Annotated in this window: 24 protein-coding genes; 16 read left to right on the top strand and 8 right to left on the bottom strand. The window is 55.9% G+C overall.

Annotation, left to right across the window (positions count from 1 at the left end; genetic code table 11):
- Positions 1–60 precede the first annotated feature (60 nt).
- The gene (locus tag ACLJPE_RS17110; protein WP_001173729.1) at positions 61–1,200 is read left to right on the top strand and encodes a 3-phenylpropionate MFS transporter; all 1,140 of its coding nucleotides are present in this window, start codon (positions 61–63) and stop codon (positions 1,198–1,200) included.
- On the opposite strand, the gene csiE is transcribed toward ACLJPE_RS17110, so the two are convergent.
- Positions 1,195–2,472 (bottom strand): stationary phase inducible protein CsiE, encoded by a 1,278-nt coding sequence (gene csiE / locus ACLJPE_RS17115; protein WP_000982961.1) that lies wholly within the window; start codon positions 2,470–2,472, stop codon positions 1,195–1,197. The genes ACLJPE_RS17110 and csiE overlap by 6 nt on opposite strands.
- 125 nt (positions 2,473–2,597) lie before the next feature.
- On the opposite strand from csiE, the gene ACLJPE_RS17120 reads away from it, so the two are divergent.
- Both ACLJPE_RS17120 and ACLJPE_RS17125 read left to right on the top strand, forming a co-directional pair.
- Positions 2,598–3,236 (top strand): DUF1007 family protein, encoded by a 639-nt coding sequence (locus tag ACLJPE_RS17120; RefSeq protein ID WP_000843761.1) that lies wholly within the window; start codon positions 2,598–2,600, stop codon positions 3,234–3,236.
- Positions 3,227–4,213, top strand: a complete 987-nt coding sequence (locus ACLJPE_RS17125) for a nickel/cobalt transporter (protein ID WP_023219888.1) — start codon at positions 3,227–3,229, stop codon at positions 4,211–4,213. Before ACLJPE_RS17120 ends, ACLJPE_RS17125 begins: the two co-directional genes overlap by 10 nt.
- On the opposite strand, the gene asrC is transcribed toward ACLJPE_RS17125, so the two are convergent.
- The 5 genes from asrC to suhB all read right to left on the bottom strand — a co-directional run bounded on the left by asrC (position 4,214) and on the right by suhB (position 9,111).
- Positions 4,214–5,227: a sulfite reductase subunit C gene (gene asrC / locus ACLJPE_RS17130; RefSeq protein WP_000020685.1), complete on the bottom strand. Its 1,014-nt coding sequence runs from the start codon at positions 5,225–5,227 to the stop codon at positions 4,214–4,216.
- A 10-nt stretch (positions 5,228–5,237) separates the two neighbouring features.
- On the bottom strand, positions 5,238–6,056 hold the full coding sequence (gene asrB / locus ACLJPE_RS17135) for an anaerobic sulfite reductase subunit AsrB (RefSeq protein ID WP_000017585.1): 819 nt from the start codon (positions 6,054–6,056) through the stop codon (positions 5,238–5,240).
- A gap of 3 nt (positions 6,057–6,059) precedes the next feature.
- On the bottom strand, positions 6,060–7,103 hold the full coding sequence (gene asrA / locus ACLJPE_RS17140; RefSeq protein WP_039514337.1) for an anaerobic sulfite reductase subunit AsrA: 1,044 nt from the start codon (positions 7,101–7,103) through the stop codon (positions 6,060–6,062).
- Between the two features lie 181 nt (positions 7,104–7,284).
- Positions 7,285–8,163, bottom strand: a complete 879-nt coding sequence (locus tag ACLJPE_RS17145) for an alpha/beta hydrolase (protein ID WP_039514335.1) — start codon at positions 8,161–8,163, stop codon at positions 7,285–7,287.
- A 144-nt stretch (positions 8,164–8,307) separates the two neighbouring features.
- Positions 8,308–9,111 (bottom strand): inositol-1-monophosphatase, encoded by an 804-nt coding sequence (gene suhB / locus ACLJPE_RS17150; protein WP_000553473.1) that lies wholly within the window; start codon positions 9,109–9,111, stop codon positions 8,308–8,310.
- Positions 9,112–9,229: 118 nt separating this feature from the next.
- Between suhB and trmJ the strand changes: the two genes are divergently transcribed.
- The 11 genes from trmJ (at position 9,230) to sseB (ending at position 18,122) form a co-directional block, all read left to right on the top strand.
- The gene (gene trmJ, locus ACLJPE_RS17155; RefSeq protein ID WP_000940032.1) at positions 9,230–9,961 is read left to right on the top strand and encodes a tRNA (cytosine(32)/uridine(32)-2'-O)-methyltransferase TrmJ; all 732 of its coding nucleotides are present in this window, start codon (positions 9,230–9,232) and stop codon (positions 9,959–9,961) included.
- 159 nt (positions 9,962–10,120) lie between these two features.
- The gene (iscR, locus tag ACLJPE_RS17160) at positions 10,121–10,615 is read left to right on the top strand and encodes a Fe-S cluster assembly transcriptional regulator IscR (RefSeq protein ID WP_001241346.1); all 495 of its coding nucleotides are present in this window, start codon (positions 10,121–10,123) and stop codon (positions 10,613–10,615) included.
- 180 nt (positions 10,616–10,795) lie between these two features.
- Positions 10,796–12,010 carry a cysteine desulfurase gene (gene iscS / locus ACLJPE_RS17165; protein WP_000775263.1) on the top strand — a complete coding sequence of 405 codons (1,215 nt, stop codon included), beginning with the start codon at positions 10,796–10,798 and terminating at the stop codon, positions 12,008–12,010.
- Between the two features lie 27 nt (positions 12,011–12,037).
- Positions 12,038–12,424 (top strand): Fe-S cluster assembly scaffold IscU, encoded by a 387-nt coding sequence (gene iscU / locus ACLJPE_RS17170; RefSeq protein WP_000331704.1) that lies wholly within the window; start codon positions 12,038–12,040, stop codon positions 12,422–12,424.
- Between the two features lie 28 nt (positions 12,425–12,452).
- Positions 12,453–12,776: an iron-sulfur cluster assembly protein IscA gene (gene iscA, locus ACLJPE_RS17175; protein ID WP_000028952.1), complete on the top strand. Its 324-nt coding sequence runs from the start codon at positions 12,453–12,455 to the stop codon at positions 12,774–12,776.
- 195 nt (positions 12,777–12,971) lie between these two features.
- Complete coding sequence (gene hscB / locus ACLJPE_RS17180) at positions 12,972–13,487, top strand: co-chaperone HscB (RefSeq protein WP_000384398.1); 516 nt, start codon at positions 12,972–12,974, stop codon at positions 13,485–13,487.
- Positions 13,488–13,499: 12 nt separating this feature from the next.
- The gene (hscA, locus tag ACLJPE_RS17185) at positions 13,500–15,350 is read left to right on the top strand and encodes a Fe-S protein assembly chaperone HscA (protein WP_039514333.1); all 1,851 of its coding nucleotides are present in this window, start codon (positions 13,500–13,502) and stop codon (positions 15,348–15,350) included.
- A gap of 1 nt (position 15,351) precedes the next feature.
- Positions 15,352–15,687, top strand: coding sequence for an ISC system 2Fe-2S type ferredoxin (gene fdx, locus ACLJPE_RS17190; protein WP_001124465.1), 336 nt, complete (start codon positions 15,352–15,354; stop codon positions 15,685–15,687).
- A gap of 11 nt (positions 15,688–15,698) precedes the next feature.
- Complete coding sequence (iscX, locus tag ACLJPE_RS17195) at positions 15,699–15,899, top strand: Fe-S cluster assembly protein IscX (protein ID WP_000523623.1); 201 nt, start codon at positions 15,699–15,701, stop codon at positions 15,897–15,899.
- Between the two features lie 53 nt (positions 15,900–15,952).
- Positions 15,953–17,236, top strand: a complete 1,284-nt coding sequence (gene pepB / locus ACLJPE_RS17200) for an aminopeptidase PepB (protein ID WP_000133546.1) — start codon at positions 15,953–15,955, stop codon at positions 17,234–17,236.
- Positions 17,237–17,345: 109 nt separating this feature from the next.
- Positions 17,346–18,122 carry an enhanced serine sensitivity protein SseB gene (gene sseB / locus ACLJPE_RS17205; protein ID WP_001522413.1) on the top strand — a complete coding sequence of 259 codons (777 nt, stop codon included), beginning with the start codon at positions 17,346–17,348 and terminating at the stop codon, positions 18,120–18,122.
- A gap of 36 nt (positions 18,123–18,158) precedes the next feature.
- On the opposite strand, the gene timP is transcribed toward sseB, so the two are convergent.
- Entirely contained in the window at positions 18,159–18,275 is a 117-nt protein-coding gene (gene timP, locus ACLJPE_RS17210) for a small toxic inner membrane protein TimP (RefSeq protein ID WP_242617172.1), read from the bottom strand.
- Positions 18,276–18,690: 415 nt separating this feature from the next.
- On the bottom strand, positions 18,691–19,533 hold the full coding sequence (gene sseA, locus ACLJPE_RS17215; RefSeq protein WP_039514331.1) for a 3-mercaptopyruvate sulfurtransferase: 843 nt from the start codon (positions 19,531–19,533) through the stop codon (positions 18,691–18,693).
- Between the two features lie 208 nt (positions 19,534–19,741).
- Here sseA and ACLJPE_RS17220 point away from each other — a divergent pair, with 208 nt between their 5' ends.
- Together ACLJPE_RS17220 and pbpC are read left to right on the top strand one after the other, a co-directional pair.
- Entirely contained in the window at positions 19,742–24,676 is a 4,935-nt protein-coding gene (locus tag ACLJPE_RS17220; protein WP_039514329.1) for an alpha-2-macroglobulin family protein, read from the top strand.
- Positions 24,677–26,992 (top strand): peptidoglycan glycosyltransferase PbpC, encoded by a 2,316-nt coding sequence (gene pbpC / locus ACLJPE_RS17225; RefSeq protein WP_023201541.1) that lies wholly within the window; start codon positions 24,677–24,679, stop codon positions 26,990–26,992. It abuts the gene before it with no gap.
- The last annotated feature ends 2 nt before the right edge of the window (positions 26,993–26,994 follow it).

The following is a 26,994-nucleotide window of genomic DNA, read 5'->3' on the forward strand; positions in this document are numbered from 1 at the left end:
GTTACCCTTGCCAGCGCAACCGTTTACCGCCAGACTATCGCCTCCAAACGGGAGGGAATCATGGCATTGCATTCCACGCGCTGGCTGGCGCTCAGTTATTTCACCTACTTCTTTAGTTACGGTATTTTTCTGCCCTTCTGGAGCGTCTGGCTCAAAGGTCTTGGGCTAACGCCGGAAACCATTGGTCTTCTGCTGGGCGTGGGTCTGGTCGCGCGTTTTCTCGGTAGTCTGCTCATTGCGCCTCGCGTAAGCGATCCTTCGCGGTTGATCTCCGCGCTGCGCGTACTGGCATTGCTGACGCTGGTATTTGCGCTGGCATTTTGGGCAGGAACGCATGTCGCGTGGCTAATGGTGGTGATGGTTGGGTTTAACCTCTTCTTTTCACCACTGGTGCCGCTGACCGATGCGCTGGCCAATACCTGGCAAAAGCAAATTACCCTGGACTATGGTCGGGTGCGGCTGTGGGGGTCCATCGCCTTCGTGATAGGGTCGGCGCTGACCGGTAAGCTGGTGAGTTTATACGATTACCAGGCGATTCTGGCGCTACTGACGCTCGGCGTCGCCTCGATGTTGCTGGGTATGTTGTTACGTCCCAGCGTGCCGCCGCAAGGGGAAAGCCGTCAGCAGGAGAGCGCAGGCTGGCCCGCCTGGCGTACGCTGGTGGCACAAAGTTGGCGTTTTCTCGCCTGCGTCTGTTTGCTGCAAGGGGCGCACGCCGCCTACTATGGTTTTAGCGCCATCTACTGGCAGGGGGCTGGCTATTCAGCATCGGCGGTCGGCTATTTATGGTCGTTGGGCGTGGTGGCGGAAGTGATCATTTTCGCCCTGAGTAAAAAGCTATTCCGCCGGTTTAGCGCCCGCGACTTGCTGTTGCTTTCCGCTGTGTGCGGCGTGGTACGCTGGGGACTGATGGGCTGGAGTACGGCGCTGCCGTGGCTGATTGTGATACAAATCCTGCACTGTGGCACGTTTACCGTTTGCCATCTGGCCGCCATGCGTTATATCGCTGCGCGTCAGGGAAGCGAGGTGATTCGTTTGCAGGCCGTCTATTCCGCTGTGGCGATGGGCGGCAGCATCGCGATTATGACAGTATTTGCCGGTTTTCTGTATCAACATCTGGGCGGCGGCGTATTCTGGATTATGGCGCTGGTGGCATTGCCCGCTATCTTTCTTCGGCCCAAAGTGGTTGCCGCGTCATGATTCCAGGATCTTGCGGATCTGCTGCTGTTGGTGCTCTGTGAGGGCGCGATCCGCATGAATTAACGGCGGTGAGAAGAGCGGTAGCGGCGTGGCGTAAGGGGTAACAATCAGCGCTACGCCGCGCGGGCATCCCTCTTTTTGAAACGCCTGGAGCGATATCCGTCTGATATTCAGCGGCAACAGGGTCAGTTCACGCAGTTGCTGCTCAATATGCGTCTCCAGCGCATCATTTTTATCCGCTAACAATACGATCTGTCTCTCATGCAAATCGTTATCCTGCATCAGCCAGGCGCCGAAAATCACTGCCACCAGCCCCGTCTCTTCCTCGGAAAAGTGGATACCATATTCGGCTTCAAACCCGGCGAGCGCCTCACGTGTGGTGCGAACCAGACGCGGATAAAGACGGTTGAACTCTTCCGGAAGCGTATTATCGATGCCAATCGTGAATAAACTTCGGTTCAGCGCCTGGGCGAGATGGACATACAGCTGATCGTTAAGCCCTTGTTCGTCGCTGAAGCGTACGTTCCCTTTTTCTCGAAAGCGCAGCACCAGTCGCGCCACCTCCAGTCGCAGTTGTTGTGCCCGTTGATGCGTGTCGCGAATCGGGTCGGGGAGGCGAATCATTGAAAACAGTAACGCCATAAACAGCGCTTCATTGAGCGGTGCGGCCTGCATCACGTGGCGCTGCCAGTGACGACCAATTTCCTGGGCGAGTGGATATTCCGCGCACGACTGCGCCCAAATCTGCTGCACAGGGTTGAATTCCGGGGTGATGCCGGCATGGTGTTGTAGCAGACAATACTGTAAAAAGAGACGCAGGAACTGCACGTCGCGATGTTCAAATGGTTTTTGCAACCGACGGGCGCACAGATTGATGAGCGCGTGCAGATTAATATCGTCATACAGCGGACGCGCGATACCGCGCTGCTTTAGCGCGTTTTTTAAGGCCGGGGTAAACTGTTGCGTGACGAAGGTCGGGCATAAACGCAGGCCGCGCCTGAGCCAGTGTAAAAGGCAAAGGCGCTGATCGAGTGCTGTACCTTCGATCCGATAGCAACCGTTCTGGCATGTTGTGATGGCAAGGCGATGATAGCGCTGGATCTCCAGGCTTGTCTCAGTGATATCTTCACGGGCAGTATCATCATCAACGCCATTAAGCGCGCTGAAGATTTCCACCGTGGCAATTGGCTCCGGCTGGAAAAGCGTCAGCAATACCTGACAGCGGCGCTGGGGAGCGGAAAGTACAGATGGTGGGGCAATTGTCGGCATCATCTGTCAGGTCTCCCGTTAGTTTGTCTGGTAAGGATAGCTAAAGTTTGCGTGTGAAAAATGTGATAAGCGTGCTTTTAGGCCAGGAATGCTGAGGAGCGTCACAGAATTTTTATCGCGAGGAACAGATGAAGTCAGTGAAACGCAGCGCCTTAACACTATTTCTTGCCGTTTTATCTTTCGTGGCGGCGGCGCATCCGCACAGCTTCATCCGTCTGCAAACGCAGGTGGTCAGTGAAAATGAGCAATTTGTGGCGTTAAAAATGCGCTGGACAATGGACGCGCTGACGTCCGCAGATCTGCTGTATGACGCCGGAAACGCGGCGCCGGGGTCAGAAATATGGAAAAAGTTGGCGGCGGAAGTGATGGCTAACGTACTTGGGCAGCACTACTTTACAGAAGTGTGGCGCAATGGCGCGAAAGTGAAGTTTAAAAACAGGCCGACAGAATACGATATGACGCGTGACGCGCATCAGGCGGTATTGACCTTTACGCTGCCGCTGGCTGAACCGCAGCCGTTAAGCGGTCAGACTTATACCTTTTCAACGTTTGATCCCTCTTATTATGTCGATATGCATTATGACCAGGACAGCGATATCACGATGCCGGAACCGCTGCGCGAAAAGTGTCGGATTCAGGTTTATACTCCTGCGCCCGGCGAAGAGACGCTACGTTTCGCCCAGTCGCTGGATAAAGAGGACGCGCCGCCGGAGGATATGGATTTAGGTAAACAGTTTGCCCAAACGGTGACCTTGCAATGTCAGTAATTTTTTCTCAACGCGCTCCGGGGCGGCGCTGGCTCTCGCTGTGGCCATTGGCGTTATTCCTGCTACTGATGCTGGTTGGCGGTCTGTGGATGTGGCAGGCCTGGCCGCAGGTGATGTTGAAAAGCGCTCTTTGGCAGCGGGACGTAAATCAGCAGTTGAGCGCGCTGCTTAACGCGGTGGCGACGCATCCCGAGCGGGCGGGCGGATCGTTGCTTCTGCTGAGTTTTATGTATGGCGTGCTTCATGCGCTGGGGCCGGGACACGGCAAAGTGGTGATCTCGACATGGCTGGCGACGCATCCTTCGAAGCTGAAATCAAGTATCGTGTTAACCCTCGCCGCCGCGTTATTACAGGGGCTCGTGGCTATCGGGTTGGTGGTGGGCGTGCTGACCGTATTGCAACTTCCGGCCAGACAGCTCCATCTGAGCGGCTTCTGGCTGGAAAAGGGGAGCTATGCGTTAGTTGGCGGCCTGGGCATCTTGCTGTGCTGGCGGGCCATAAAAAGGTTACGCGCGCTGCTACGTAAACCTGTCTTTATCGCTTTTACGCCGCGCCATGTTCACCATGAAAAATGCGGCTGCGGACATCAGCATCTACCGACGCAGGAACAATTGCATAGCGGCGATGACTGGCGCGCGCGACTCATGATCGTACTGTCTATGGGGATGCGGCCCTGTTCCGGCGCGATAATGGTGCTGTTATTCAGTAAAGTGATTGGCGTTTTTAGCTGGGGAATGGCGTCGGTACTGGCGATGGCGGCGGGAACCTCGCTAACGATTACCTCGCTGGCGCTGCTGGTACACACTTTTCGTGCTCTGGCGGTGAAACTCAGTGGAAACAAAGCGCCGGCGTTATGGCGGCAAGTAGGCTGGTCAACGCTGGCGCTGGCCGGAGGGGTCATACTGCTTGTTGCGGCGTTGGTCATGTGGTTTAGCGTGCCGCAGCCTGTGGGCGGGCTGCGGCCATGGCGTGGTTGATTAGTGCCCGGCGGGTTTGAGATGCATCCGCGCGACGGATTCGTCTTCGGCCCAGTAAATGCGTTCGGCGACCATCGCTTCCGGATTGAGCTGAACGCCGCGCAGTACCCGTTCTTTAAAACGCAGGTAGCCGCCTTTGTCGATCAGATGGCCCATATGGAGATAGATCGGTTTTCCGCCGAGCATCTCTTTTTCAAATTCATACAGGTTAACGATCACCTGCTTTATCACATCTTCAGTCACCCAGTTGAGGAAGAGCTTGCCGACGCGCGGCGTCTTTTTACTGGTGCGTCCGCCCAGACGGACTTGCCAGAGCTGATCCGGCTTACGTTGCCAGGCCAGCGTCGGACAGGCCAGCACGCACTCGCCGCAGCCGATACAGGCGGACTCTTCTTTGACCGCTTTGCCGTTCTTCAGCGCCAGGCAGCCTACCGCGTGGTGACTACAGGCCTTCACGCAGGCGCCGCAACCGATACAGCGATCGGCAGTGAAGCGCATTTTCGCCACGCCAATAATCCCCAGATCGGCCATTGACGCCTTCGCGCAGTCATTCGGGCAGCCGACGATGACCGTTTTGAGATGATAAGGGCTGGGATAGACCAGTTTTTCAAGACGACGGGACAGACCGGTCGTGTCAGTGTTGGCTTTCTGGCAAATGCGGTTCCCCTGACAGGCGACAATATTTCGCCCGCCAATAGCGAGATAGCCCGCTTTGGTATCCTCAACCTGGACGTCGCACAGTTCTATTTCAATCTCGCGAAGAAACGGCTCCAGCGCGGCGTTCACGTTGTCGATATCTTCGTAACGGATACCCGGCATCGCCAGCTTCTGGCGGGTAGTGAGGTGAATTTGTCCGTTGCCCCAGGTTTCGGCGATGTCACGCGCCACCGTTAGCAAATGCGCGGGCAAAATACCGCCGGGAATGCGGACGCTGATCATGGCTTCGCCGCGCACTTTTGACAGGCGATATTCGTTTTTCGCACGGGCTTTAATGATATCAATATCAATGCTCATGATGTTCTCCTTAATCGGCAAAACGTTGCGCGACGGCGTAGTTAAATATCGGGCCGTCGGTGCAGACATACACTTCGCCCATACGGCAGTGGCCGCACTTCCCGACGGAGCAGGCCATCCGGCGTTCGTAGTCCACCCAAATTTGCTCCGGCTTGAGCCCTTTTTGCAGCAGCATTTTTACGGTAAAGGTAATCATTATTGGCGGCCCAACGACGATGGCCTGCATAGTGTCGATATCGCTAAGCGTCATGTCGGCAAGCCGATCGGTCACCCGGCCAATCTGGTAACGGTCATCAGCCTCGCCTTCATCCAGCGTGAGCACCAGATTATGCTTGCCGTGCCACGTCGCCATTTCTTCTTTGTACAGCACGCAATCGCGATTTTTATAGCCGAGAATCATATCCAGCTGACCAATTTCCTGGGGATTCTCAACGAAATAGCGCATTAAGCCTTTCACCGGCGCGACGCCCGTGCCGCCTGCGACAACCAGTAAGGGTTTATGGCGCAGCGTATCGACCGGATAGCCATTGCCATAGCAGCCGCGTAGCCATACGTTGTCGCCTTCTTTCAGCGTAAAGAGGGCGCTGGTCACTTTTCCGACATTACGAATCAGCAGATCTATCCAGCCGTCGCCGTAGTCGGAAACGGAGATGGGCGCTTCGCCGACGCGCGGCAGCGACACCTCAACAAATTGCCCCCAGTGCGCGGGAAAATCGACGGCCACGCGGAAATTCCACTCCAGCGGCGTGTGGCGAGTAATACTGAGGATGCGGTACGCCGCAGGCAGCAAACTGTGCTGCGGTTTATCATGACAGGAACAATGTGACATGCGTTATGCCTCCTCTGCCAGCGCCTGCCGAACGGCAGCGGTCATTTTGTTGATAATCAAAGAAAATTTGATGTATTGCGGGCAGCGATCGTCGCAGCGGCCGCAGCCGACGCACATATGTTCAATGCCGTTGCGCGCTTTGTAGTCATTGACCTTATGCAGGGCGCGGTAGCGCAGACGCTCGCCGGGTTTTTCGCGAAAACCATGACCGCCGGCCATGTCGCTAAAGCCCGGCACCATGCAGCTTGCCCACTGGCGACGGCGTTCGCCGCGCTGCGGATTTTCATCATAGGCGACGTCAAAGACGCTATAGCAGGTACAGGTTGGGCACCCGGTAGTGCAGCGACCACAACTGATGCAGCGGCTGTCGTAGGCGTCCCATAGCGGATGGCGGGTGAGAATGTCGCGAATTTTTTGCGGATCGCGGCAAACGCTGTCCGGCGTGACGACGGTTTCCCGGTTTTCGCTGACGAAAGAGGGGGTATAGTCAGCCTCCTGCCCCAGCCCTTGTATCGCCGCCTCGATAAAGGGATCGCGGATGCTGACAAGCGCGCCTTCATCGCTAAAACGCATAGCGGCGCTATAACAGTCAGTTTTATTAGTACCCATTGAGACGCAGAAACAATTTTCGAAGCTTTCTTCACACTCAATAAGGACGAAACGAATATGCTCCCGTAGCAGTTGATAACTGTAATCGGAATTATTCCCATTTGATAAATACATATAATCCAGCCGCGACATGGCGTTAATGTCGCAGGAGCGGGCAAAGACGATTATCGGGGAGGTGTCTGTCTCGGCAATTTGAATGGTGTCTTTATCGAAATAAAAGAGCGTTTCGGTGATAGGGGCAATAATGGTATTCGGCGACATGTGCGATTTCTCGTGCCAGATGAGATCGCGCCAGCCGCTAATTCGTTGATAAATAATGTTGTCAGTGTCGGAAAAACGTCCGCCGCGAAACTCTGCGGACGGGGCAAACACGCGCCATTTTTTGTTTAATCGCTGGATAAGCAAACTAAACTCGTCAGGCGTAATTTTGATAGCCATCACATACTCCACAGTAATATTCAGGAAAAACAAATGAAAATAAATTGTTATAAAAATCAGTTGAATATTACTGTTACGCTAGCGCTAATCCACCGCCTTCGCTAACGGGAAAAAATGGTTTTTACTATCGGTATAATAAATATATTCTTAGTCATAAAATATGCATATATACAGCGTCGCGCTATTTAGCGGATAGCGCGGTCTGAATAAAATTAATCATTGCATCGCGGTAAAGGTTTTCATAACGCCCGGAAAGAGCATCAATGTGATCGCCGCCAGGAATGAAGATTTTTTGTTTGGGCTCTTGGGCGAGGGCATACAATTTCTCACTGTCCTGCCAGGGAATAACATGGTCTGCCGTGCCATGAAGAATCAATACCGGAATGGGGCTGACGCTGGCGATATTGCGATCCGCGCTATAGCGGTCATCAAGCAAATAGCCGCTGCCCGGGATCATCTGGTTGGCGATGGAGGAATAGGATAAAAACGTTGAGTCGAGGATAATCGCACGTATGCCCGCCTGGTCGGCGTAGCGCATATTTGCGCAGCCTACGCAGTGGCCTACGGCGGCCAGTACATTATTGCCGCCCAGGCTCTGCCCCAGCAGTACCAGGCGCTCGGGATTAACGTCGTCGCGATGCCGCACATAATCTATCGCGCTTTTCGTATCGTCCTGTAGCCCCTCTTGTGATGGGGTGCCCTCAGATTCGCCAAAACCACGGTAATCAAACATAAACAGGTTTACGTTGCGTTCTGGCAGCCAACTGACTAACGGCCAGTGCGCCGACATATTTCCGGCGTTGCCATGGACATGAATCACCGTCGCGACGGCGTTTTCCGGCCTGCCGAAAGCAGTGGGAATAAACCAGCCGTGTAGATGCGTGCCATCTTTGGCGGTAAAGGTAATGGATTCAGCTTCGGCAGGGGGTGGCCCATAGACTTTATTGTCCGGGTAATAAAAGGCATTGATCGCTACGCGGGGTAGCAGGTAAATACAGACCACAATGATAAACAGAATAAAAAGGGATTTGACGATGCGTCGGGTATGTTGAAGGGTCATGTTCGCTTCCTTGCCGCTTTATGCCAATAGCGGAGCAGGGAGCGATCGTACAAAAACATGCAGGCAAGTAAAGCAATGAGGCTGTGTTTAGGAAAAACGCCTGAAAAGGCACGGCGGATGAGTGGCCCCATCCGCCGAAGAGACTTAGCGCTTCAGCGCATCGCTCAGTTCGTCGCGCATATTCGCCAGCATGGCTTTAACGACGCGCGGATTCCCCGCCACGATATTACCGGTCATCATGTAGTTATGACCGCCGGTGAAATCGCTGACGATACCGCCTGCTTCACGAACCAGCAGTTCGCCCGCAGCGAAATCCCACGGACGAAGGCCAATTTCAAAGAAACCATCGACACGACCTGCAGCCACATAGGCCAGATCCAGCGCGGCGGAACCGGTGCGGCGGAAATCGGCGCATTCGGTGAACAGCTTGCCGATAATATTAATGTAGGTGGTCGCGTATTGTTTGGCTTTGAACGGGAAGCCGGTAGCGAGGATAGTGCCGTCCAGATCGCGAGCGGTACTGCCGCGCAGACGGTAGCCGTTCAGTTGCGCGCCCTGACCGCGGGTGGCGGTGAACAGTTCGTTACGCATCGGATCGTAAACGACAGCCACTTCAGTACGGCCTTTAATGCGTACAGCAATGGAAACAGAGAAGTGTGGCAGACGTTTGATGAAGTTGGTGGTGCCATCCAGCGGATCGATAACCCATTGAACATCCTGATCTGTGCCAACGTGCTCACCGCTTTCTTCGGTGATAATAGTGTGTTGCGGGTAAGATTTGCGAATGGTGTCGATAATCACCGCTTCAGCGGCCTTATCTACGTTGGTCACAAAATCGTTACTGCCTTTTTGGCTCGCTTCTACAGCGTCCGGAGTTTCATAGTTTTTGGCAATTACATTACCCGCCTTGCGCGCTGCGCGCACGGCGATGGTCAGCATCGGATGCATCGGTCTCTCTCACTGGATGTTAAAGAACGGGAAAACGGCGCAGAGTATAGCAGCGAGATCGGAATCTGTCTTGGTTTTATGGTAAGATGTCAGAATAATCTTTAGCTGAAGAAAGACAATGCTGCAAAACATTCGAATTGTGCTGGTGGAAACCTCTCACACCGGCAATATGGGCTCTGTGGCTCGCGCTATGAAAACCATGGGCTTAACTAACCTGTGGCTGGTAAACCCGCTGGTGAAACCGGACTCCCAGGCCATCGCCCTGGCGGCAGGCGCCAGCGATGTGATCGGTAATGCGCAGATCGTCGATACGCTGGATGAAGCGTTAGCTGGCTGTAGCCTGGTGGTCGGCACCAGCGCCCGTTCCCGCACTCTGCCGTGGCCGATGCTTGATCCGCGCGAGTGCGGCTTAAAAAGCGTGGCGGAAGCAGCAAATACGCCGGTTGCGCTGGTTTTTGGTCGTGAGCGTGTCGGGCTGACTAACGATGAGTTGCAAAAATGCCATTATCACGTCGCGATTGCCGCTAACCCGGAGTACAGCTCGTTGAATCTGGCGATGGCGGTACAGGTCATCGCGTATGAAGTCCGCATGGCCTGGCTGGCGACGCAGGAAAACGGCGACGCGGCAGATCATGAAGAGACGCCGTATCCGCTGGTGGACGATCTTGAACGTTTCTACGGCCATCTGGAGCAGACGTTGCTCTCCACTGGCTTTATTCGCGAAAACCATCCGGGGCAGGTGATGAATAAATTGCGCCGTCTGTTTACCCGCGCCCGCCCGGAAAGCCAGGAGTTGAATATTCTGCGTGGGATTCTGGCGTCTATTGAGCAGCAGAATAAAGGCAAGTAACCGCGTTAATACCGCACGGAACGCTAAATACCTGACTAATTTACTCAAGTAAATAGTTGACCAAATTACTCGGGAATGTCAGACTTGTCCCTGCTATGCAATACCCCCATTTTACAATAAAAAACCCCGGGCAGGGGCGAGTTTGAGGTTAAGTAAGACATGAGACTGACATCTAAAGGGCGTTATGCCGTGACCGCAATGTTAGACGTTGCGCTCAACTCCGAAGCGGGCCCGGTACCGTTGGCTGATATTTCTGAACGTCAGGGGATTTCCCTTTCTTATCTGGAACAGCTATTTTCCCGTTTACGTAAAAACGGTCTGGTTTCCAGCGTACGCGGGCCAGGCGGCGGCTATCTGCTGGGTAAAGATGCTGGCAGTATCGCGGTCGGCGAAGTGATCAGCGCGGTTGATGAATCCGTTGACGCGACCCGTTGCCAGGGCAAAGGCGGCTGCCAGGGCGGCGATAAATGCCTGACCCATGCGCTGTGGCGTGATTTAAGCGATCGCCTGACCGGTTTTCTCAACAATATTACCTTAGGCGAGCTGGTGAATAACCAGGAAGTTCTGGATGTGTCTGGTCGCCAGCACACGCATGACGCGCCGCGCGCCAGTGGTCGTGCGCAGGACGCTATCGACGTTAAATTACGTGCTTAATTAAAATATTACGCCATCTCTTCTGGCGGCCTCATGCGGTGAATGCCGCGGTCGTCTGAAGGATGAAGCGTAAAAAAGAATTCAGAATCAGGCCGGGACGCGGACGTCCCGTCAACACGGTCGTACATCCAGCCGGTTGCCTGATTCCTTGCATTGAGTGATGTACGGAGTTTAAGAGCAATGAAATTACCGATTTATCTCGACTACTCCGCAACCACGCCGGTGGACCCGCGTGTTGCCGAGAAAATGATGCAGTTTCTGACCCTGGACGGAACCTTTGGGAACCCGGCGTCTCGTTCACACCGTTTCGGCTGGCAGGCTGAAGAAGCCGTCGATATCGCCCGCAACCAGATTGCTGAACTGGTCGGCGCCGACCCGCGTGAAATCGTCTTTACCTCAGGGGCGACGGAGTCTGATAACCTGGCGATTAAAGGCGCTGCCAACTTTTATCAGAAAAAAGGCAAGCACATCATCACCAGCAAGACCGAGCACAAAGCGGTGCTGGACACCTGCCGTCAGCTTGAGCGCGAAGGGTTTGAAGTGACCTACCTGGCGCCGCAGCGCAACGGCATCATCGATCTCAACGAGCTCGAAGCAGCGATGCGTGACGACACCATTCTGGTTTCCATCATGCACGTGAACAACGAAATCGGCGTGGTGCAGGATATCGCAACCATCGGCGAAATGTGCCGCGCGCGCGGTATCATCTACCACGTTGATGCCACCCAGAGCGTGGGCAAACTGCCTATCGATCTGAGCCAACTGAAAGTGGATCTGATGTCCTTCTCCGGTCATAAAATTTATGGTCCGAAAGGCATTGGCGCGCTGTATGTGCGTCGTAAGCCGCGTATTCGCATTGAAGCGCAGATGCATGGCGGCGGGCACGAGCGCGGTATGCGCTCTGGTACTCTGCCTGTCCATCAGATCGTCGGCATGGGCGAAGCTTACCGTATCGCGAAAGAAGAGATGGAGACCGAAATGGCCCGTCTGCGCGGTCTGCGTAACCGTCTTTGGAACGGCATCAAAGATATTGAAGAAGTTTACCTGAACGGCGACCTTGAGCAGGGCGCGCCAAACATTCTCAACGTGAGCTTTAACTACGTTGAAGGCGAGTCGCTGATCATGGCGCTGAAAGACCTGGCGGTCTCTTCCGGTTCCGCCTGCACCTCCGCCAGTCTGGAACCGTCCTACGTGCTGCGCGCGTTGGGCATGAATGACGAGCTGGCGCATAGCTCTATCCGTTTCTCTTTAGGTCGTTTTACCACTGAAGAAGAGATCGACTACACCATTGATCTGGTTCGTAAATCCATTGGCCGTCTGCGTGACCTTTCTCCACTGTGGGAAATGTACAAGCAGGGTGTGGATCTGAACAGCATCGAATGGGCACATCATTAATCGGTATCGGAATCAGGAGAATTTATAATGGCTTACAGCGAAAAAGTAATCGATCACTATGAGAACCCGCGTAACGTAGGGTCGTTTGACAACAACGACGATAACGTGGGAAGCGGCATGGTTGGCGCTCCGGCCTGCGGCGACGTCATGAAGTTGCAGATTAAAGTTAACGATGAAGGTATCATTGAAGACGCGCGCTTCAAGACTTACGGCTGCGGTTCCGCTATCGCCTCCAGTTCTCTGGTAACGGAGTGGGTGAAAGGGAAATCCCTGGACGAAGCGCAGGCGATTAAAAACACCGACATTGCAGACGAACTGGAGCTGCCGCCGGTGAAAATTCACTGCTCTATTCTGGCGGAAGACGCGATTAAAGCCGCTATTGCGGATTACAAAAGCAAACGCGAAGCGAAATAAAATAGAACGTTAACATTGAGGTTTTGTTATGTCGATTACACTTAGCGACAGTGCAGCAGCGCGAGTTAATACCTTCCTGGCCAACCGTGGTAAAGGGTTTGGTTTGCGTCTGGGCGTGAGAACCTCCGGCTGCTCAGGTATGGCTTATGTACTGGAATTTGTTGACGAGCCAACGGCGGAAGACACCGTGTTTGAAGACAAAGGCGTTAAGGTAGTGGTTGACGGCAAGAGCCTGCAATTTCTGGACGGTACACAGCTGGACTTCGTAAAAGAAGGTCTGAACGAAGGGTTTAAATTCTCCAACCCGAATGTGAAAGATGAGTGTGGTTGCGGCGAAAGCTTCCACGTGTAACCGTGTTCCGCTGTTATACCGAGCATTCGTGCTGCAGAAAAGCGGCAAGCGAGTGAATCCCCAGGCGCTTACTTGAGTAAATGACTGGGGGAACCCGCGCAGACAACGCATCTGCGGCGCGAAGTAAGAAGGTATAACCCCACCGTGGTCGCCTGCGTGTGGGGTTTGTTCTGACAGGCTATCCCTGAGAATGTTATGGATTACTTCACCCTCTTTGGCTTACCAGCCCGTTATCAGATTGACACCCAGGCGCTGAGCCTTCGTTTTCAGGATCTGCAACGCCAGTATCACCCTGACAAATTTGCCAACGGCACTCAGGCGCAGCAGCTTGCCGCCGTCCAGCAATCCGCCACGATCAACCAGGCCTGGCAAACGCTGCGTCACCCTTTGACGCGCGCGGAGTATCTGCTTTCCTTACACGGGTTCGATCTGGCCAGCGAGCAGCATACGGTACGCGACACCGCGTTTCTGATGGAACAACTCACGCTTCGCGAAGAGCTGGACGATATCGAACAATCAAAAGACGACGTGCGGCTGGAAAGCTTCATCAAACGCGTACAAAAGATGTTTGATGCTCGTCTTCAGCAAATGGTGGAACAGTTGGACAACGCCGCGTGGGACGCGGCGGCGGATACGGTGCGCAAACTGCGGTTTCTCGATAAACTACGAAGCAGCGCAGAACAACTCGAAGAAAAGCTGCTCGATTTTTAACTGGAATCTAACATGGCCTTATTACAAATTAGTGAGCCTGGTCTGAGCGCCGCGCCGCATCAGCGTCGTCTGGCGGCGGGTATCGACTTAGGCACTACCAACTCTCTGGTTGCGACGGTTCGCAGCGGCCAGGCGGAAACTCTGCCTGACCACGAAGGGCGCCACCTGTTGCCTTCAGTGGTACACTATCAGCAGCAGGGCCATACGGTCGGTTACGCTGCGCGTGACAATGCCGCGCAGGATACGGCCAACACTATCAGCTCTGTGAAACGCATGATGGGACGCTCGCTGGCGGATATCCAGGCGCGCTATCCGCATCTGCCTTACCGGTTTAAGGCAAGCGTTAATGGGCTGCCGATGATTGACACGGCGGCTGGATTGCTCAATCCGGTACGCGTATCGGCTGATATTCTCAAAGCGCTGGCCGCGCGGGCTAGCGAATCGCTCTCCGGCGAGCTGGATGGTGTGGTGATTACCGTTCCCGCCTATTTCGATGATGCCCAACGTCAGGGAACGAAAGACGCCGCGCGGCTGGCAGGCCTGCATGTGTTGCGCCTGCTCAACGAACCGACGGCGGCGGCGATTGCCTACGGTCTGGACTCAGGCAAAGAAGGCGTTATTGCTGTTTACGATCTCGGCGGCGGTACCTTCGATATCTCTATTTTACGCCTGAGCCGCGGGGTGTTTGAAGTGCTGGCGACGGGCGGTGATTCTGCGCTCGGCGGCGACGACTTTGACCATCTGCTGGCGGACTATATTCGCGAGCAGTCGGGAATTGCCGATCGTAGCGACAATCGCGTTCAGCGCGAACTGCTGGATGCCGCGATTGCGGCGAAAATCGCCTTAAGCGATGCCGATACCGTTCGCGTTAATGTTGCGGGCTGGCAGGGGGAGATCACTCGCGAGCAGTTTAACGATCTCATTTCCGCGTTGGTTAAGCGCACGCTATTGGCCTGCCGTCGCGCATTGAAAGATGCCGGCGTTGAGCCCCAGGACGTTCTGGAAGTGGTCATGGTCGGCGGTTCGACCCGTGTACCGCTGGTTCGTGAGCGGGTGGGCGAATTTTTTGGCCGCACGCCGTTAACCGCTATCGACCCGGATAAAGTGGTCGCTATCGGCGCAGCGATTCAGGCCGATATTCTGGTCGGCAACAAGCCGGACAGCGAAATGCTGCTGTTGGACGTGATTCCACTCTCTCTTGGGCTGGAAACGATGGGCGGCCTGGTGGAAAAAGTCATTCCGCGCAACACCACTATACCGGTGGCGCGCGCGCAGGATTTCACCACCTTCAAAGACGGTCAGACCGCGATGTCTATCCATGTGATGCAGGGCGAACGCGAACTGGTGCAGGACTGCCGCTCGCTGGCGCGCTTTGCGCTGCGCGGGATTCCGCCGCTGCCGGCGGGCGGGGCGCATATTCGCGTGACCTTCCAGGTAGACGCCGATGGCCTGTTGAGCGTCACCGCAATGGAAAAATCCACTGGCGTCGAGGCCTCCATTCAGGTCAAACCCTCCTATGGCCTGACCGATGGTGAAATCGCCTCAATGATCAAGGATTCCATGAGTTTTGCCGAGCAGGACGTGAAAGCGCGTATGCTGGCGGAGCAAAAAGTCGAAGCCGCGCGCGTGCTGGAAAGTTTGACCGGCGCGCTAACTGCCGACGCCGCGCTGTTAAGCGCCGCAGAACGTCAATGCATTGATGATGCCGCCGCACATTTAAGCGCGGTCGCACAAGGCGATGATGTTGACGCCATAGAACAAGCCATTAAAAACGTAGATAAACAAACCCAGGAATTTGCCGCTCGCCGCATGGACCAGTCGGTTCGTCGCGCGTTGAAAGGCCATTCCGTAGACGAGGTTTAACATGCCGAAGATTGTTATTCTGCCTCATCAGGATCTTTGTCCGGATGGCGCAGTTCTGGAAGCTGAGACCGGTGAAACCATTCTTGACGTTGCGCTGCGCAACGGCATCGAGATTGAACACGCCTGTGAGAAATCGTGCGCCTGCACCACCTGTCACTGTATTGTACGTGAAGGCTTCGACTCCTTGCCGGAAAGTTCGGAAGAAGAAGACGATATGCTGGATAAAGCGTGGGGGCTGGAGCCGGAAAGTCGACTGAGCTGCCAGGCCCACGTTACCGACGACGATCTGGTTATCGAAATTCCACGTTACACAATCAACCATGCGCGTGAGCATTAACAGAGGGTAGTATGGGACTCAAGTGGACCGATAGCCGCGAGATCGGCGAAGCGTTATACGACGCATATCCTGATGTCGATCCTAAAACCGTTCGTTTCACCGATCTGCATCAGTGGATCTGCGAAATGGACGATTTTGACGACGACCCTAACGCATCCAATGAAAAAATTCTGGAGGCGATTCTGCTAGTCTGGTTGGATGAAGCAGAGTAAGTCAAATAACGGGCTGCCCTACGGCGGCCCGTTTGCTAATAAGGAAAATAACAATGACAGAAGCCATGAAAATTACGCTTTCCACGCAGCCTGCCGATGCGCGCTGGGGCGATAAAGCCACTTACAGTATTAATAACGACGGTATTACCTTGCATCTTAACGGTAAAGACGATCTGGGGTTGATCCAGCGTGCGGCGCGTAAAATCGACGGCCTGGGAATAAAACAGGTCGCGCTGACAGGCGAAGGATGGGATACCGAGCGTTGTTGGGCATTCTGGGCGGGTTACAAAGGACCAAAAGGCGTCCGTACCGTAATGTGGCCGGATTTAGACGATGCCCAACGTCAGGAGCTGGATAACCGCCTGACTATTATTGACTGGGTGCGCGACACCATTAATGCTCCGGCGGAAGAGCTTGGGCCGGAGCAACTGGCGCAGCGCTCGGTGGATCTGCTGTGTAGCGTCGCGTGCGATAGCGTCACTTACCGTATCACCAAAGGCGAAGATCTGCGCGAGCAGAACTATATGGGGTTGCATACCGTAGGCCGTGGTTCTGAGCGTCCGCCGGTGCTGCTGGCGTTGGATTACAACCCGACGGGAGACAAAGATGCGCCGGTTTATGCCTGCCTGGTCGGTAAAGGTATTACCTTTGACTCCGGCGGCTACAGTATCAAACAAAGCGCTTTTATGGACTCAATGAAATCCGATATGGGCGGCGCGGCGACAGTAACAGGCGCGCTGGCGTTCGCCATTACCCGTGGGCTGAATAAACGCGTAAAACTGTTCCTGTGCTGCGCCGATAATCTGATCAGCGGCAATGCGTTTAAACTGGGCGACATTATTCGCTACCGTAATGGTAAGAATGTCGAAGTCATGAATACCGATGCGGAAGGGCGACTGGTGCTGGCGGATGGCCTGATTGACGCCAGCGCACAACACCCGCAGCTAATCATTGATATGGCGACGTTAACCGGCGCGGCGAAAACGGCGCTGGGTAACGACTACCATGCGCTATTCAGTTTTGACGATACGCTGGCGGGGCGCTTGCTGACCAGCGCGGCGCAAGAGAATGAACCGTTCTGGCGTCTGCCGCTGGCAGAGTTCCACCGTAACCAACTGCCGTCTAACTTTGCAGAACTGAACAACACCGGCAGCGCGGCGTATCCCGCTGGGGCAAGCACCGCCGCGGGTTTTCTGTCGCACTTTGTTGAAAATTACCGCGAAGGCTGGCTGCACATTGACTGTTCCGCCACTTATCGCAAAGCGCCGGTTGAGCAGTGGGCTGCCGGGGCAACCGGTCTGGGTGTGCGCACCATCGCGAATTTGCTGACCGCCTGAACGGTGTTTTTGTAGGCCGGGTAAGCGAAGCGCCACCCGGCATTTTGCCTGATGGCGACGCCGTGCGTCTTATCAGGCCTACAACCCATATACATAATTTGTGATTCCTATGTCCGAAACTAAAAATGAATTAGAAATCTTGCTGGAGAAAGCGGCGACTGAGCCCGCGCATCGTCCGGCATTTTTCCGTACCTTACTGGAGTCCACCGTCTGGGTGCCGGGCAGCGCTGCCGAAGGCGAGGCGATTGTGGAAGACAGCGCTCTGGATTTGCAGCACTGGGAAAAAGAAGACGGCACGACCGTCATTCCCTTCTTTACTTCTCTGGAGGCGCTGCAGCAGGCCGTGGAAGACGAACAGGCGTTTGTGGTGATGCCGGCGCGCACGCTGTTTGAAATGACGCTTGGCGAAACGTTATTCCTCAACGCTAAATTGCCGACCGGCAAAGAGTTTATGCCGCGTGAAATCAGCCTGCTTCTCGCTGAGGAAGGCAGTCCGTTAAGTACGCAGGAAGTGCTGGAAGGCGGCGAGTCGCTTATTTTATCCGAAGTGGCCGAGCCGCCGTCGCAGATGATTGATTCCCTCACTACGCTGTTTAAAACCATCAAACCGGTGAAACGCGCATTTCTCTGCGCGATTAAAGAACATGCGGACGCCCAACCCAATCTGCTGATTGGCATTGAGGCTGACGGCGATATTGAAGAGATCATTCACGCAGCGGGCAATGTGGCGACCGACACGTTACCGGGTGACGAACCGATCGATATTTGTCAGGTGAGGAAGGGCGAGCAGGGTATCAGCCACTTTATCACTGAGCATATCGCGCCGTTCTACGAGCGCCGCTGGGGCGGGTTCCTGCGCGATTTTAAACAGAACCGCATCATCTGAAGAAAAGAAAGCCGCCCAACAGGGCGGCCTCCTGGCTTACCTGCTCTGGACGTTGAGCGTTACGGGAACAGAATTACCTGGGTAGCTTCTGTCTGCGTGAAGACATAACGTGCCAGAAACAAGAAGCACGACACAAAAGCATCGTACCTTCATGTTGCGGTCCTTGCGAAGACCGCATCACGGCAGCACCGCTGGCGATAATGCCGTGATAGCAGGCACTACGGTGTGCCTGCGCTTACGGCCATGGGTTATCCTCTCCTGAAGCCAGCGCCCGTTTGCGAGACGGCGGAAAGGGCCGGGAAAGATAATACCTCAAATGTTGAATAGTTTCCTGGTAAATTATATTGACATTTGCTCCCTTAAAAGGGAGTATTAATCCCCTACGGTGTGCCTGCGTTGCTATGGCAACAAAGCCTGCTGGAAAGGCCGCGAACCGGACCAGCACAAAAAAACCGCTCAATTGAGCGGTTTTTTTGTGGCCTGCTTAAACAGTATTTATGTAGATTCGTTTTAAATCAGCCTGAACGGTAGGCCGGATAAGCGTGAGCGCCATCCGGCATGGCAGATATTAAGTGGGTTCAACCGGTAAATCGGTACGCGCGCCCCATTCGCTCCACGCGCCGTCGTAAAGCGTGACGTCAGGCACATCCAGCGTGGCGAGCGCCAGCACCACGACCGCGGCCGTCACGCCGGAACCGCAACTGGCGATAATCGGTCTGTCGAAACTCACGCCGTGGCTGAAAAAAACCTCATTCAGTTCGTCAGTGGTTTTTAATTCGCCCTCATACACCAGTTCCGTCCACGGGACGTTTAGCGCGCCAGGAATGTGTCCGCGCCTCAGCCCCGGACGCGGTTCATCAGCCTGAGCGTTAAAACGCGCCGCCGGACGCGCATCAACGATTTGCGCGGTTTTTTCATGACTTGCCAGCAATACGTCGGTGAGACGCACCACGGCTTGCGGCGCGAATTTCGCCTCAAACTCGCCTCCTTCATGCGCTTCTTCGCCTTCGCGCAATAGCCATTCGTCGCGCTGCCAGCCCGCCAGTCCGCCCGCCAGAATGGACACTTTCTCGGCACCGAACGTGCGCAGCATCCACCATGCCCGCGGAGCGGAGAACAGATTGCCTTCATCGTATATGACCAGGTGTTTATCCTGACGAACACCCAGTTCACGCATGGCCACCGCAAACGCTTCCGGGCGCGGCATCATATGCGGCAGCGGCGATGCGCGATCGGAAAGCGCTTCAATATTAAAAAACAGCGCGCCGGGAATATGTCCGGCGCGATATTCGCCCGCCATATCACGATGTTCCTGTCCTGGCGGCGCCATACGGGCGTCAAGAATCTGTATTTCCGGATCATCAATATGTTCGGCAAGCCAGTCGGCGGCGACAAAAAAGGCGGTGGTCATGGGCATCTCCATTGTTACCTGATTATGGACAAATTGTCGGACGTTTCCCGAAAAGGGACAAGTAGAAGAGGCTGTTTTGGCTGGCGAAACCACATTTCTGCGTAAAATTTTCGCATCATCACAGTAATACGGACTTACACAATAAAATTTCTCGCGCATAATATCTCATCAACCGTTGCTGACAGGCCGTTAAGGCCAGGGATGAAAGATGAAACATTTACGCGTGGTGGCCTGCATGATCATGCTGGCGCTGGCGGGATGCGATAACAACGATAAAACCGCCCCGACGACTAAAAGCGAAGCGCCAGCCGTAGCGCAGCCCTCGCCCGCGCAAGACCCGGCACAGCTACAAAAGCTGGCGCAGCAAAGCCAGGGCAAAGCGCTCACGCTATTAGACGCCTCCGAAGCGCAGCTCGACGGCGCGGCGACGCTGGTGTTGACGTTTTCAATTCCTTTAGATCCTGAACAGGATTTCTCCCGTGTGGTTCACGTGGTTGATAAGAAAAGCGGCAGCGTTGACGGCGCATGGGAGCTGGCGCCAAATTTAAAAGAGCTAAGGTTACGTCATCTGGAACCTGAACGCGTGCTGGTGGTCACGGTTGATCCCGCCGTTAAAGCGCTGAATAACGCCACCTTCGGCAAGTCTTATGAAAAAACGATTACCACGCGTGATGTCCAGCCCAGCGTCGGCTTTGCCAGCCGGGGATCGCTGCTACCGGGGAAAATCGCGGAAGGACTGCCGGTCATGGCGCTTAACGTCAACCACGTTGATGTGAACTTTTTCCGCGTTAAGCCCGGATCGCTGGCGTCATTTGTCAGCCAGTGGGAGTACCGTAGTTCTCTCTCTAACTGGGAGTCCGACAATCTGCTGAAAATGGCGGATTTGGTTTATACCGGTCGTTTTGATCTTAATCCGGCGCGCAATACGCGTGAGAAACTGCTGCTGCCATTAAGCGATATTAAGCCGCTGCAACAGGCGGGCGTATATGTGGCGGTAATGAATCAGGCTGGACACTACAACTATAGTAATGCCGCTACGTTGTTTACCCTTAGCGATATCGGCGTGTCCGCGCACCGTTACCATAATCGGCTGGATATCTTTACGCAAAGCCTGGAAAACGGCGCGGCGCAGTCGGGAATTGAGATTGTTCTTCTGAATGATAAAGGGCAGACGCTGGCGCAGGCGACGAGCGACGCGCAGGGACATGTGCAACTGGAAGCTGATAAAGCGGCGGCGCTATTACTGGCGCGTAAAGAGGAGCAGACCACGCTGCTCGATCTCACGCTTCCGGCTCTGGATCTGTCGGAATTTAATGTCGCTGGCGCGCCCGGCTACAGCAAGCAGTTTTTTATGTTCGGCCCGCGCGATCTCTACCGCCCGGGCGAAACGGTTATCCTCAACGGATTACTGCGCGATAGCGACGGTAAAACGCTGCCCGATCAACCCGTTAAGCTGGAAGTGGTAAAACCAGACGGACAGGTGATGAGTACCATCGTCAGCCAGCCGGAAAACGGGCTATACCGTTTGAATTATCCGCTGGATATCAACGCGCCGACCGGCTTGTGGCATGTCCGCGCCAACACCGGCGATAATTTGCTGCGGAGTTGGGATTTCCATGTGGAAGACTTTATGCCGGAGCGGATGGCGCTCAACCTGACGGCGCAAAAAACACCGCTGGCGCCTGCGGATGAGGTGAAATTCTCCGTTGTCGGCTATTACTTGTATGGCGCGCCTGCTATCGGCAATACCCTGCAAGGGCAACTTTTCCTGCGTCCGCTGCGCGACGCTGTCGCGGCGTTGCCTGGCTTCCAGTTCGGCAATATTGCCGAAGAGAATCTTTCGCGCAGCCTGGACGAAGTTCAACTGACGTTGGATAAAGGCGGACGTGGTGAAGTGAGTGCTGCCAGCCAGTGGCAAGAAGCGCATTCGCCGCTGCAGGTAATTCTACAGGCCAGCCTGCTGGAGTCTGGCGGTCGTCCGGTCACTCGTCGCGTAGAGCAGGCGATTTGGCCTGCCGATACGTTACCGGGAATTCGTCCACAGTTCGCCGCCAAAGCGGTATACGACTACCGTACGGATACCACCGTTAATCAACCGATTGTCGACGAAGACAGCAACGCCGCATTCGATATTGTTTACGCCAACGCGCAGGGCGAGAAAAAAGCGGTGTCCGGTTTACAGGTGCGGCTCATCCGCGAGCGTCGCGACTATTACTGGAACTGGTCGGAAAGCGAAGGCTGGCAGTCGCAGTTTGATCAAAAAGATCTGGTGGAGGGCGAGCAGACGCTGGATCTGAACGCGGATGAAACCGGAAAAGTCAGCTTCCCGGTGGAATGGGGCGCGTACCGTCTGGAGGTCAAAGCGCCGAATGAGACGGTCAGCAGCGTTCGTTTCTGGGCCGGCTATAGCTGGCAGGATAACAGCGACGGTAGCGGCGCGGCGCGTCCGGATCGCGTCACCCTCAAACTGGATAAAGCGAATTATCGTCCAGGCGACACCATGAAATTGCATATCGCCGCGCCGGTCGCCGGTAAAGGTTATGCGATGGTGGAGTCCAGCGATGGTCCGCTGTGGTGGCAGGCGATCGATGTGCCGGCACAAGGTCTGGAGCTCACGATTCCGGTGGATAAAACCTGGAATCGCCACGATCTCTATCTCAGTACGCTGGTGGTGCGTCCCGGTGATAAATCTCGTTCCGCGACGCCAAAACGCGCCGTAGGGTTACTACACCTACCGCTGGGGGATGAAAACCGCCGCCTCGATCTGGCGCTGGAAAGCCCGGCTAAAATGCGCCCGAATCAGCCGCTCACCGTCAGGGTGAAAGCCAGCGTTAAACACGGCGAAATGCCAAAACAGATCAACGTGCTGGTCTCCGCGGTCGATAGCGGCGTATTGAATATCACCGATTACGCGACGCCGGACCCGTGGCAGGCGTTCTTCGGTCAAAAACGCTACGGTGCGGATATCTACGATATTTACGGCCAGGTCATTGAAGGGCAGGGGCGGCTGGCGGCGTTGCGTTTTGGCGGCGATGGCGACGACCTTAAGCGCGGCGGAAAACCGCCGGTAAACCATGTCAATATCATCGCGCAGCAGGCGCAGCCGATCACGCTCAATGAGCAGGGCGAAGGGGTCGTAACGCTGCCGATTGGCGACTTTAACGGCGAACTGCGGGTTATGGCGCAGGCATGGACAGCGGACGATTTTGGTCGCGGCGAAAGCAAAGTTGTTGTCGCCGCGCCAGTGATTGCCGAGCTGAATATGCCGCGTTTTCTGGCGGGAGGGGATGTTTCGCGACTGGTGCTGGACGTCACCAATCTGACCGACCGCCCGCAGACGCTGAATATTGCGCTCGCCGCCAGTGGGTTACTGGAACTGCTTAGCCAGCAGCCGCAACCGGTCAACCTGGCGCCGGGCGTGCGCACCACCTTATTCGTTCCGGTACGCGCGCTGGAAGGTTTTGGCGAAGGCGAAATCCAGGCGACCATTAGCGGTCTGAATCTGCCGGGAGAAACCCTCGGCGCGCAGCATAAGCAGTGGCAAATCGGCGTGCGTCCGGCCTGGCCTGCCCAAACGGTAAATAGCGGCATTGCGCTGGCGCCGGGAGAGAGCTGGCATGTACCAGAGCAGCATCTGGCAAACGTCTCGCCAGCCACGTTACAGGGACAACTGCTGTTAAGCGGAAAACCGCCGCTCAATCTGGCGCGCTACATTCGCGAGCTGAAAGCATATCCGTACGGGTGCCTGGAACAAACCACCAGCGGGTTATTCCCGGCGCTGTATACCAATGCCGCTCAATTGCAGTCGCTCGGTATTACCGGCGATAGCGATGAAAAACGGCGCGCCGCAGTGGATATCGGCATCTCACGGGTACTACAGATGCAGCGTGATAACGGCGGTTTTGCGCTATGGGATGAAGATGGGGCGGAAGAGCCCTGGCTAACGGCCTACGCGATGGATTTCCTCATTCGCGCGGGCGAGCAGGGATATAGCGTCCCGCCGGAAGCCATTAACCGGGGCAATGAGCGACTGCTGCGTTATCTGCAGGATCCCGGCACGATGCTGATTCGTTATAGCGATAATACCCAGGCCAGTACTTTTGCCGCTCAGGCTTACGCCGCGCTGGTACTGGCGCGTCAGCAGAAAGCGCCGCTCGGCGCGCTGCGCGAAATCTGGGAGCGCCGTAGTCAGGCGGCTTCAGGACTGCCGCTGATGCAATTGGGCATCGCGTTAAACACGATGGGTGATGCCAGACGCGGCGAAGAGGCCATTACGCTGGCGCTGAATACGCCGCGTCAGGACGAACGGCAATGGATAGCGGATTACGGCAGTTCTCTGCGCGATAACGCTCTGATGTTGTCGCTACTGGAAGAGAACAACCTCAGACCGGACGCGCAAAACGCGCTATTAAGCTCGCTTTCTGAGCAGGCCTTCGGTCAGCGCTGGCTCTCTACCCAGGAGAACAATGCCTTGTTCCTCGCCGCGCATTCGCGACAGGCCAGCGCGGGCGCCTGGCAGGCGCAGACCTCGTTAGAGGCGCAGCCGCTGTCGGGCGACAAGGCGCTGACCCGTAATCTGGATGCTGACCAGCTGGCCGCCCTTGAGGTGACGAACACCGGTAGCCAGCCGCTATGGTTGCGTCTGGATAGCAGCGGTTATCCCTCATCTGCGCCTGAGCCTGCCAGCAACGTTTTGCAGATTGAACGACAAATACTGGGGACCGATGGTCAGCGCAAATCGCTGTCCTCGTTGCGTAGCGGCGAAGTGGTGCTGGTCTGGTTAACGGTAGTGGCCGATCGCAATGTGCCGGATGCGCTGGTGGTGGACCTGCTCCCGGCCGGACTGGAGCTGGAAAACCAGAATCTGGCTGACAGCAGCGCCAGCCTGCCGGAGAGCGGTAGCGAAGTGCAAAATCTGCTTAATCAGATGCAGCAGGCGGATATTCAGTATATGGAATTCCGCGACGATCGGTTTGTGGCTGCCGTCGTTGTCAATGAGGGCCAGCCCGTGACGCTGGTCTACCTGGCGCGCGCGGTAACGCCGGGGACGTACCAGCTTGCGCAACCGCAGGTGGAATCGATGTACGTGCCTCAGTGGCGGGCAACCGGCGCGAGCGAGGGGCTGCTGATTGTGACGCCTTAAATGAACGGTTGGCGTGGTAAACGTGGCCGCTGGCTGTGGCTGGCGGGCGCGCCGCTTTTTATTTTCCTGGCGTTATGGGCGGCGGATAAACTCTGGCCGCTGCCGCTCAATGAGGTCCATCCTGCGCGGGTCGTGGTAGCCCATGACGGTACGCCGCTGTGGCGCTTTGCCGACGCCGGGGGGATCTGGCGTTATCCGGTGACGATTGAAGAGGTCTCTCCCCGTTACCTGGAGGCCTTAATCAATTACGAAGATCGCTGGTTCTGGCGGCACCCTGGCGTTAACCCTTTCTCCGTCGCGCGCGCGGCGTGGCAGGATCTTACCGCCGGGCGCGTTATTTCCGGCGGCAGTACGCTGACTATGCAGGTGGCGAGACTGCTGGATCCGCATTCGCGCACGTTCGGCGGTAAAATCCGCCAGCTTTGGCGCGCCCTCCAGCTTGAATGGCATTTGTCCAAGCGCGATATCCTGACGCTGTACCTGAACCGCGCGCCGTTCGGCGGCACGCTACAGGGTATTGGCGCTGCAAGCTGGGCCTACTTCGGCAAGCCGCCCGCGCGCCTGAGTTACGCTGACGCGGCGCTGCTGGCCGTATTGCCGCAGGCGCCGAGCCGGTTACGCCCCGACCGCTGGCCTGCGAGAGCCGAAGCGGCACGAAATAAAGTGCTGGATCGGATGGCGGCTCAGGGCGTCTGGCCTGCCGAAACGGTACGCGAGTCGCGTGAAGAACCGGTCTGGCTGGCGCCGCGTCAAATGCCGCAACTGGCGCCGCTTTTTGCCCGAATGATGTTGAGTAAAAGCCAGAACGACAAAATTGTGACCACGCTGGACGCCGGATTGCAGCGGCAACTGGAAGATCTGGCGCGGGCATGGAAAGGGCGGCTGCCGGCACGCAGTTCGTTGGCGATGATCGTCGTCGATCATACCGATATGAGCGTGCGCGGCTGGGTAGGATCGGTAGACCTTAATGACGACAGCCGTTTTGGTCATGTCGACATGGTAACGGCGATCCGATCGCCGGGATCGGTACTCAAACCCTTTGTGTACGGTCTGGCGCTGGATGACGGCTTGATCCATCCCGCATCATTATTACAGGACGTTCCGCGCCGCACCGGAGATTACCGCCCGGGAAACTTCGACAGCGGATTTCACGGCCCGGTCAGCATGAGCGACGCGCTGGTACGCTCGCTGAATCTGCCTGCCGTTCAGGTGCTTGAAGCCTATGGGCCGAAACGATTTGCGGCAAAACTGCGTAACGTCGGCCTGCCGCTATATTTGCCTGCTGGCGCGGCGCCCAATCTTTCGCTGATTCTGGGCGGCGCGGGCGCGCGGCTTGACGAGATGGCGGCGGCATACAGCGCGTTCGCTCGTCATGGGAAAGCGGCGAAATTACGGTTACAGCCGGACGATCCGCTGTCGGAAAGACCATTAATGTCGCCGGGAGCGGCGTGGATCATTCGACGGATTATGGCGGATGAAGCGCAACCCTTGCCGGATAACGCGCTGCCGCGCATTGTGCCGTTGGCGTGGAAAACCGGCACCAGTTACGGCTATCGCGATGCGTGGGCTATTGGCGTTAACGCGCGCTATATCATCGGCATCTGGACAGGCAGGCCCGACGGCACGCCTGTGGTGGGGCAATTTGGTTTTGCCAGCGCGGTGCCATTGCTTAACCAGGTCAATAATCTGTTACTGGCGCATACGGGACGCCTGCCGGAAGATCCGCGTCCGCAGACGGTAAGCCGCGGCGTCATTTGCTGGCCGGGCGGACAGACTCTGCCTGCCGGAGACAGCAACTGTCGCCGCCGACTGGCGACATGGCTGCTCGATGATAGCCAGCCGCCCACGCTGCTGTTACCTGAGCAGGAAGACATCAACGGTATTCGTTTCCCGGTCTGGCTGGATGATACGGGGCGGCGTGTCGCTGCCGACTGTCCGCAGGCGCGTGCGCATACGTTTATCGTCTGGCCGCGGCCGCTGGAGCCGTGGCTGCCGCCTGCGGAAAGACGTAGCGCCCGCTTGCCAGCGGCGTCCGACCACTGTCCGCCGCTGCAGGGCAATGATGCCGCGCCGTTAATGCTGTCAGGAGTGAGGGATGGCGCGGTGATCAGGCAATTGCCAGGCCAGGAAAACGTCACGCTGCCCGTCTCGACTACCGGCGGTAAAGGGCGTCGCTGGTGGTTTTTAAATGGCGAACCTGTTAATGGCGAAAATAATCGTCTTTCTTTATTACTCAATATCGCTGGACGTTATCAACTTGTCGTAATGGATGAGTCCGGTCAGGTTGCAGCGGTTAATTTTGAATTAATACGTTAACA

This window comes from Salmonella sp. SAL04196, from assembly GCF_046550835.1.
Lineage (GTDB): Bacteria > Pseudomonadota > Gammaproteobacteria > Enterobacterales > Enterobacteriaceae > Salmonella > Salmonella enterica.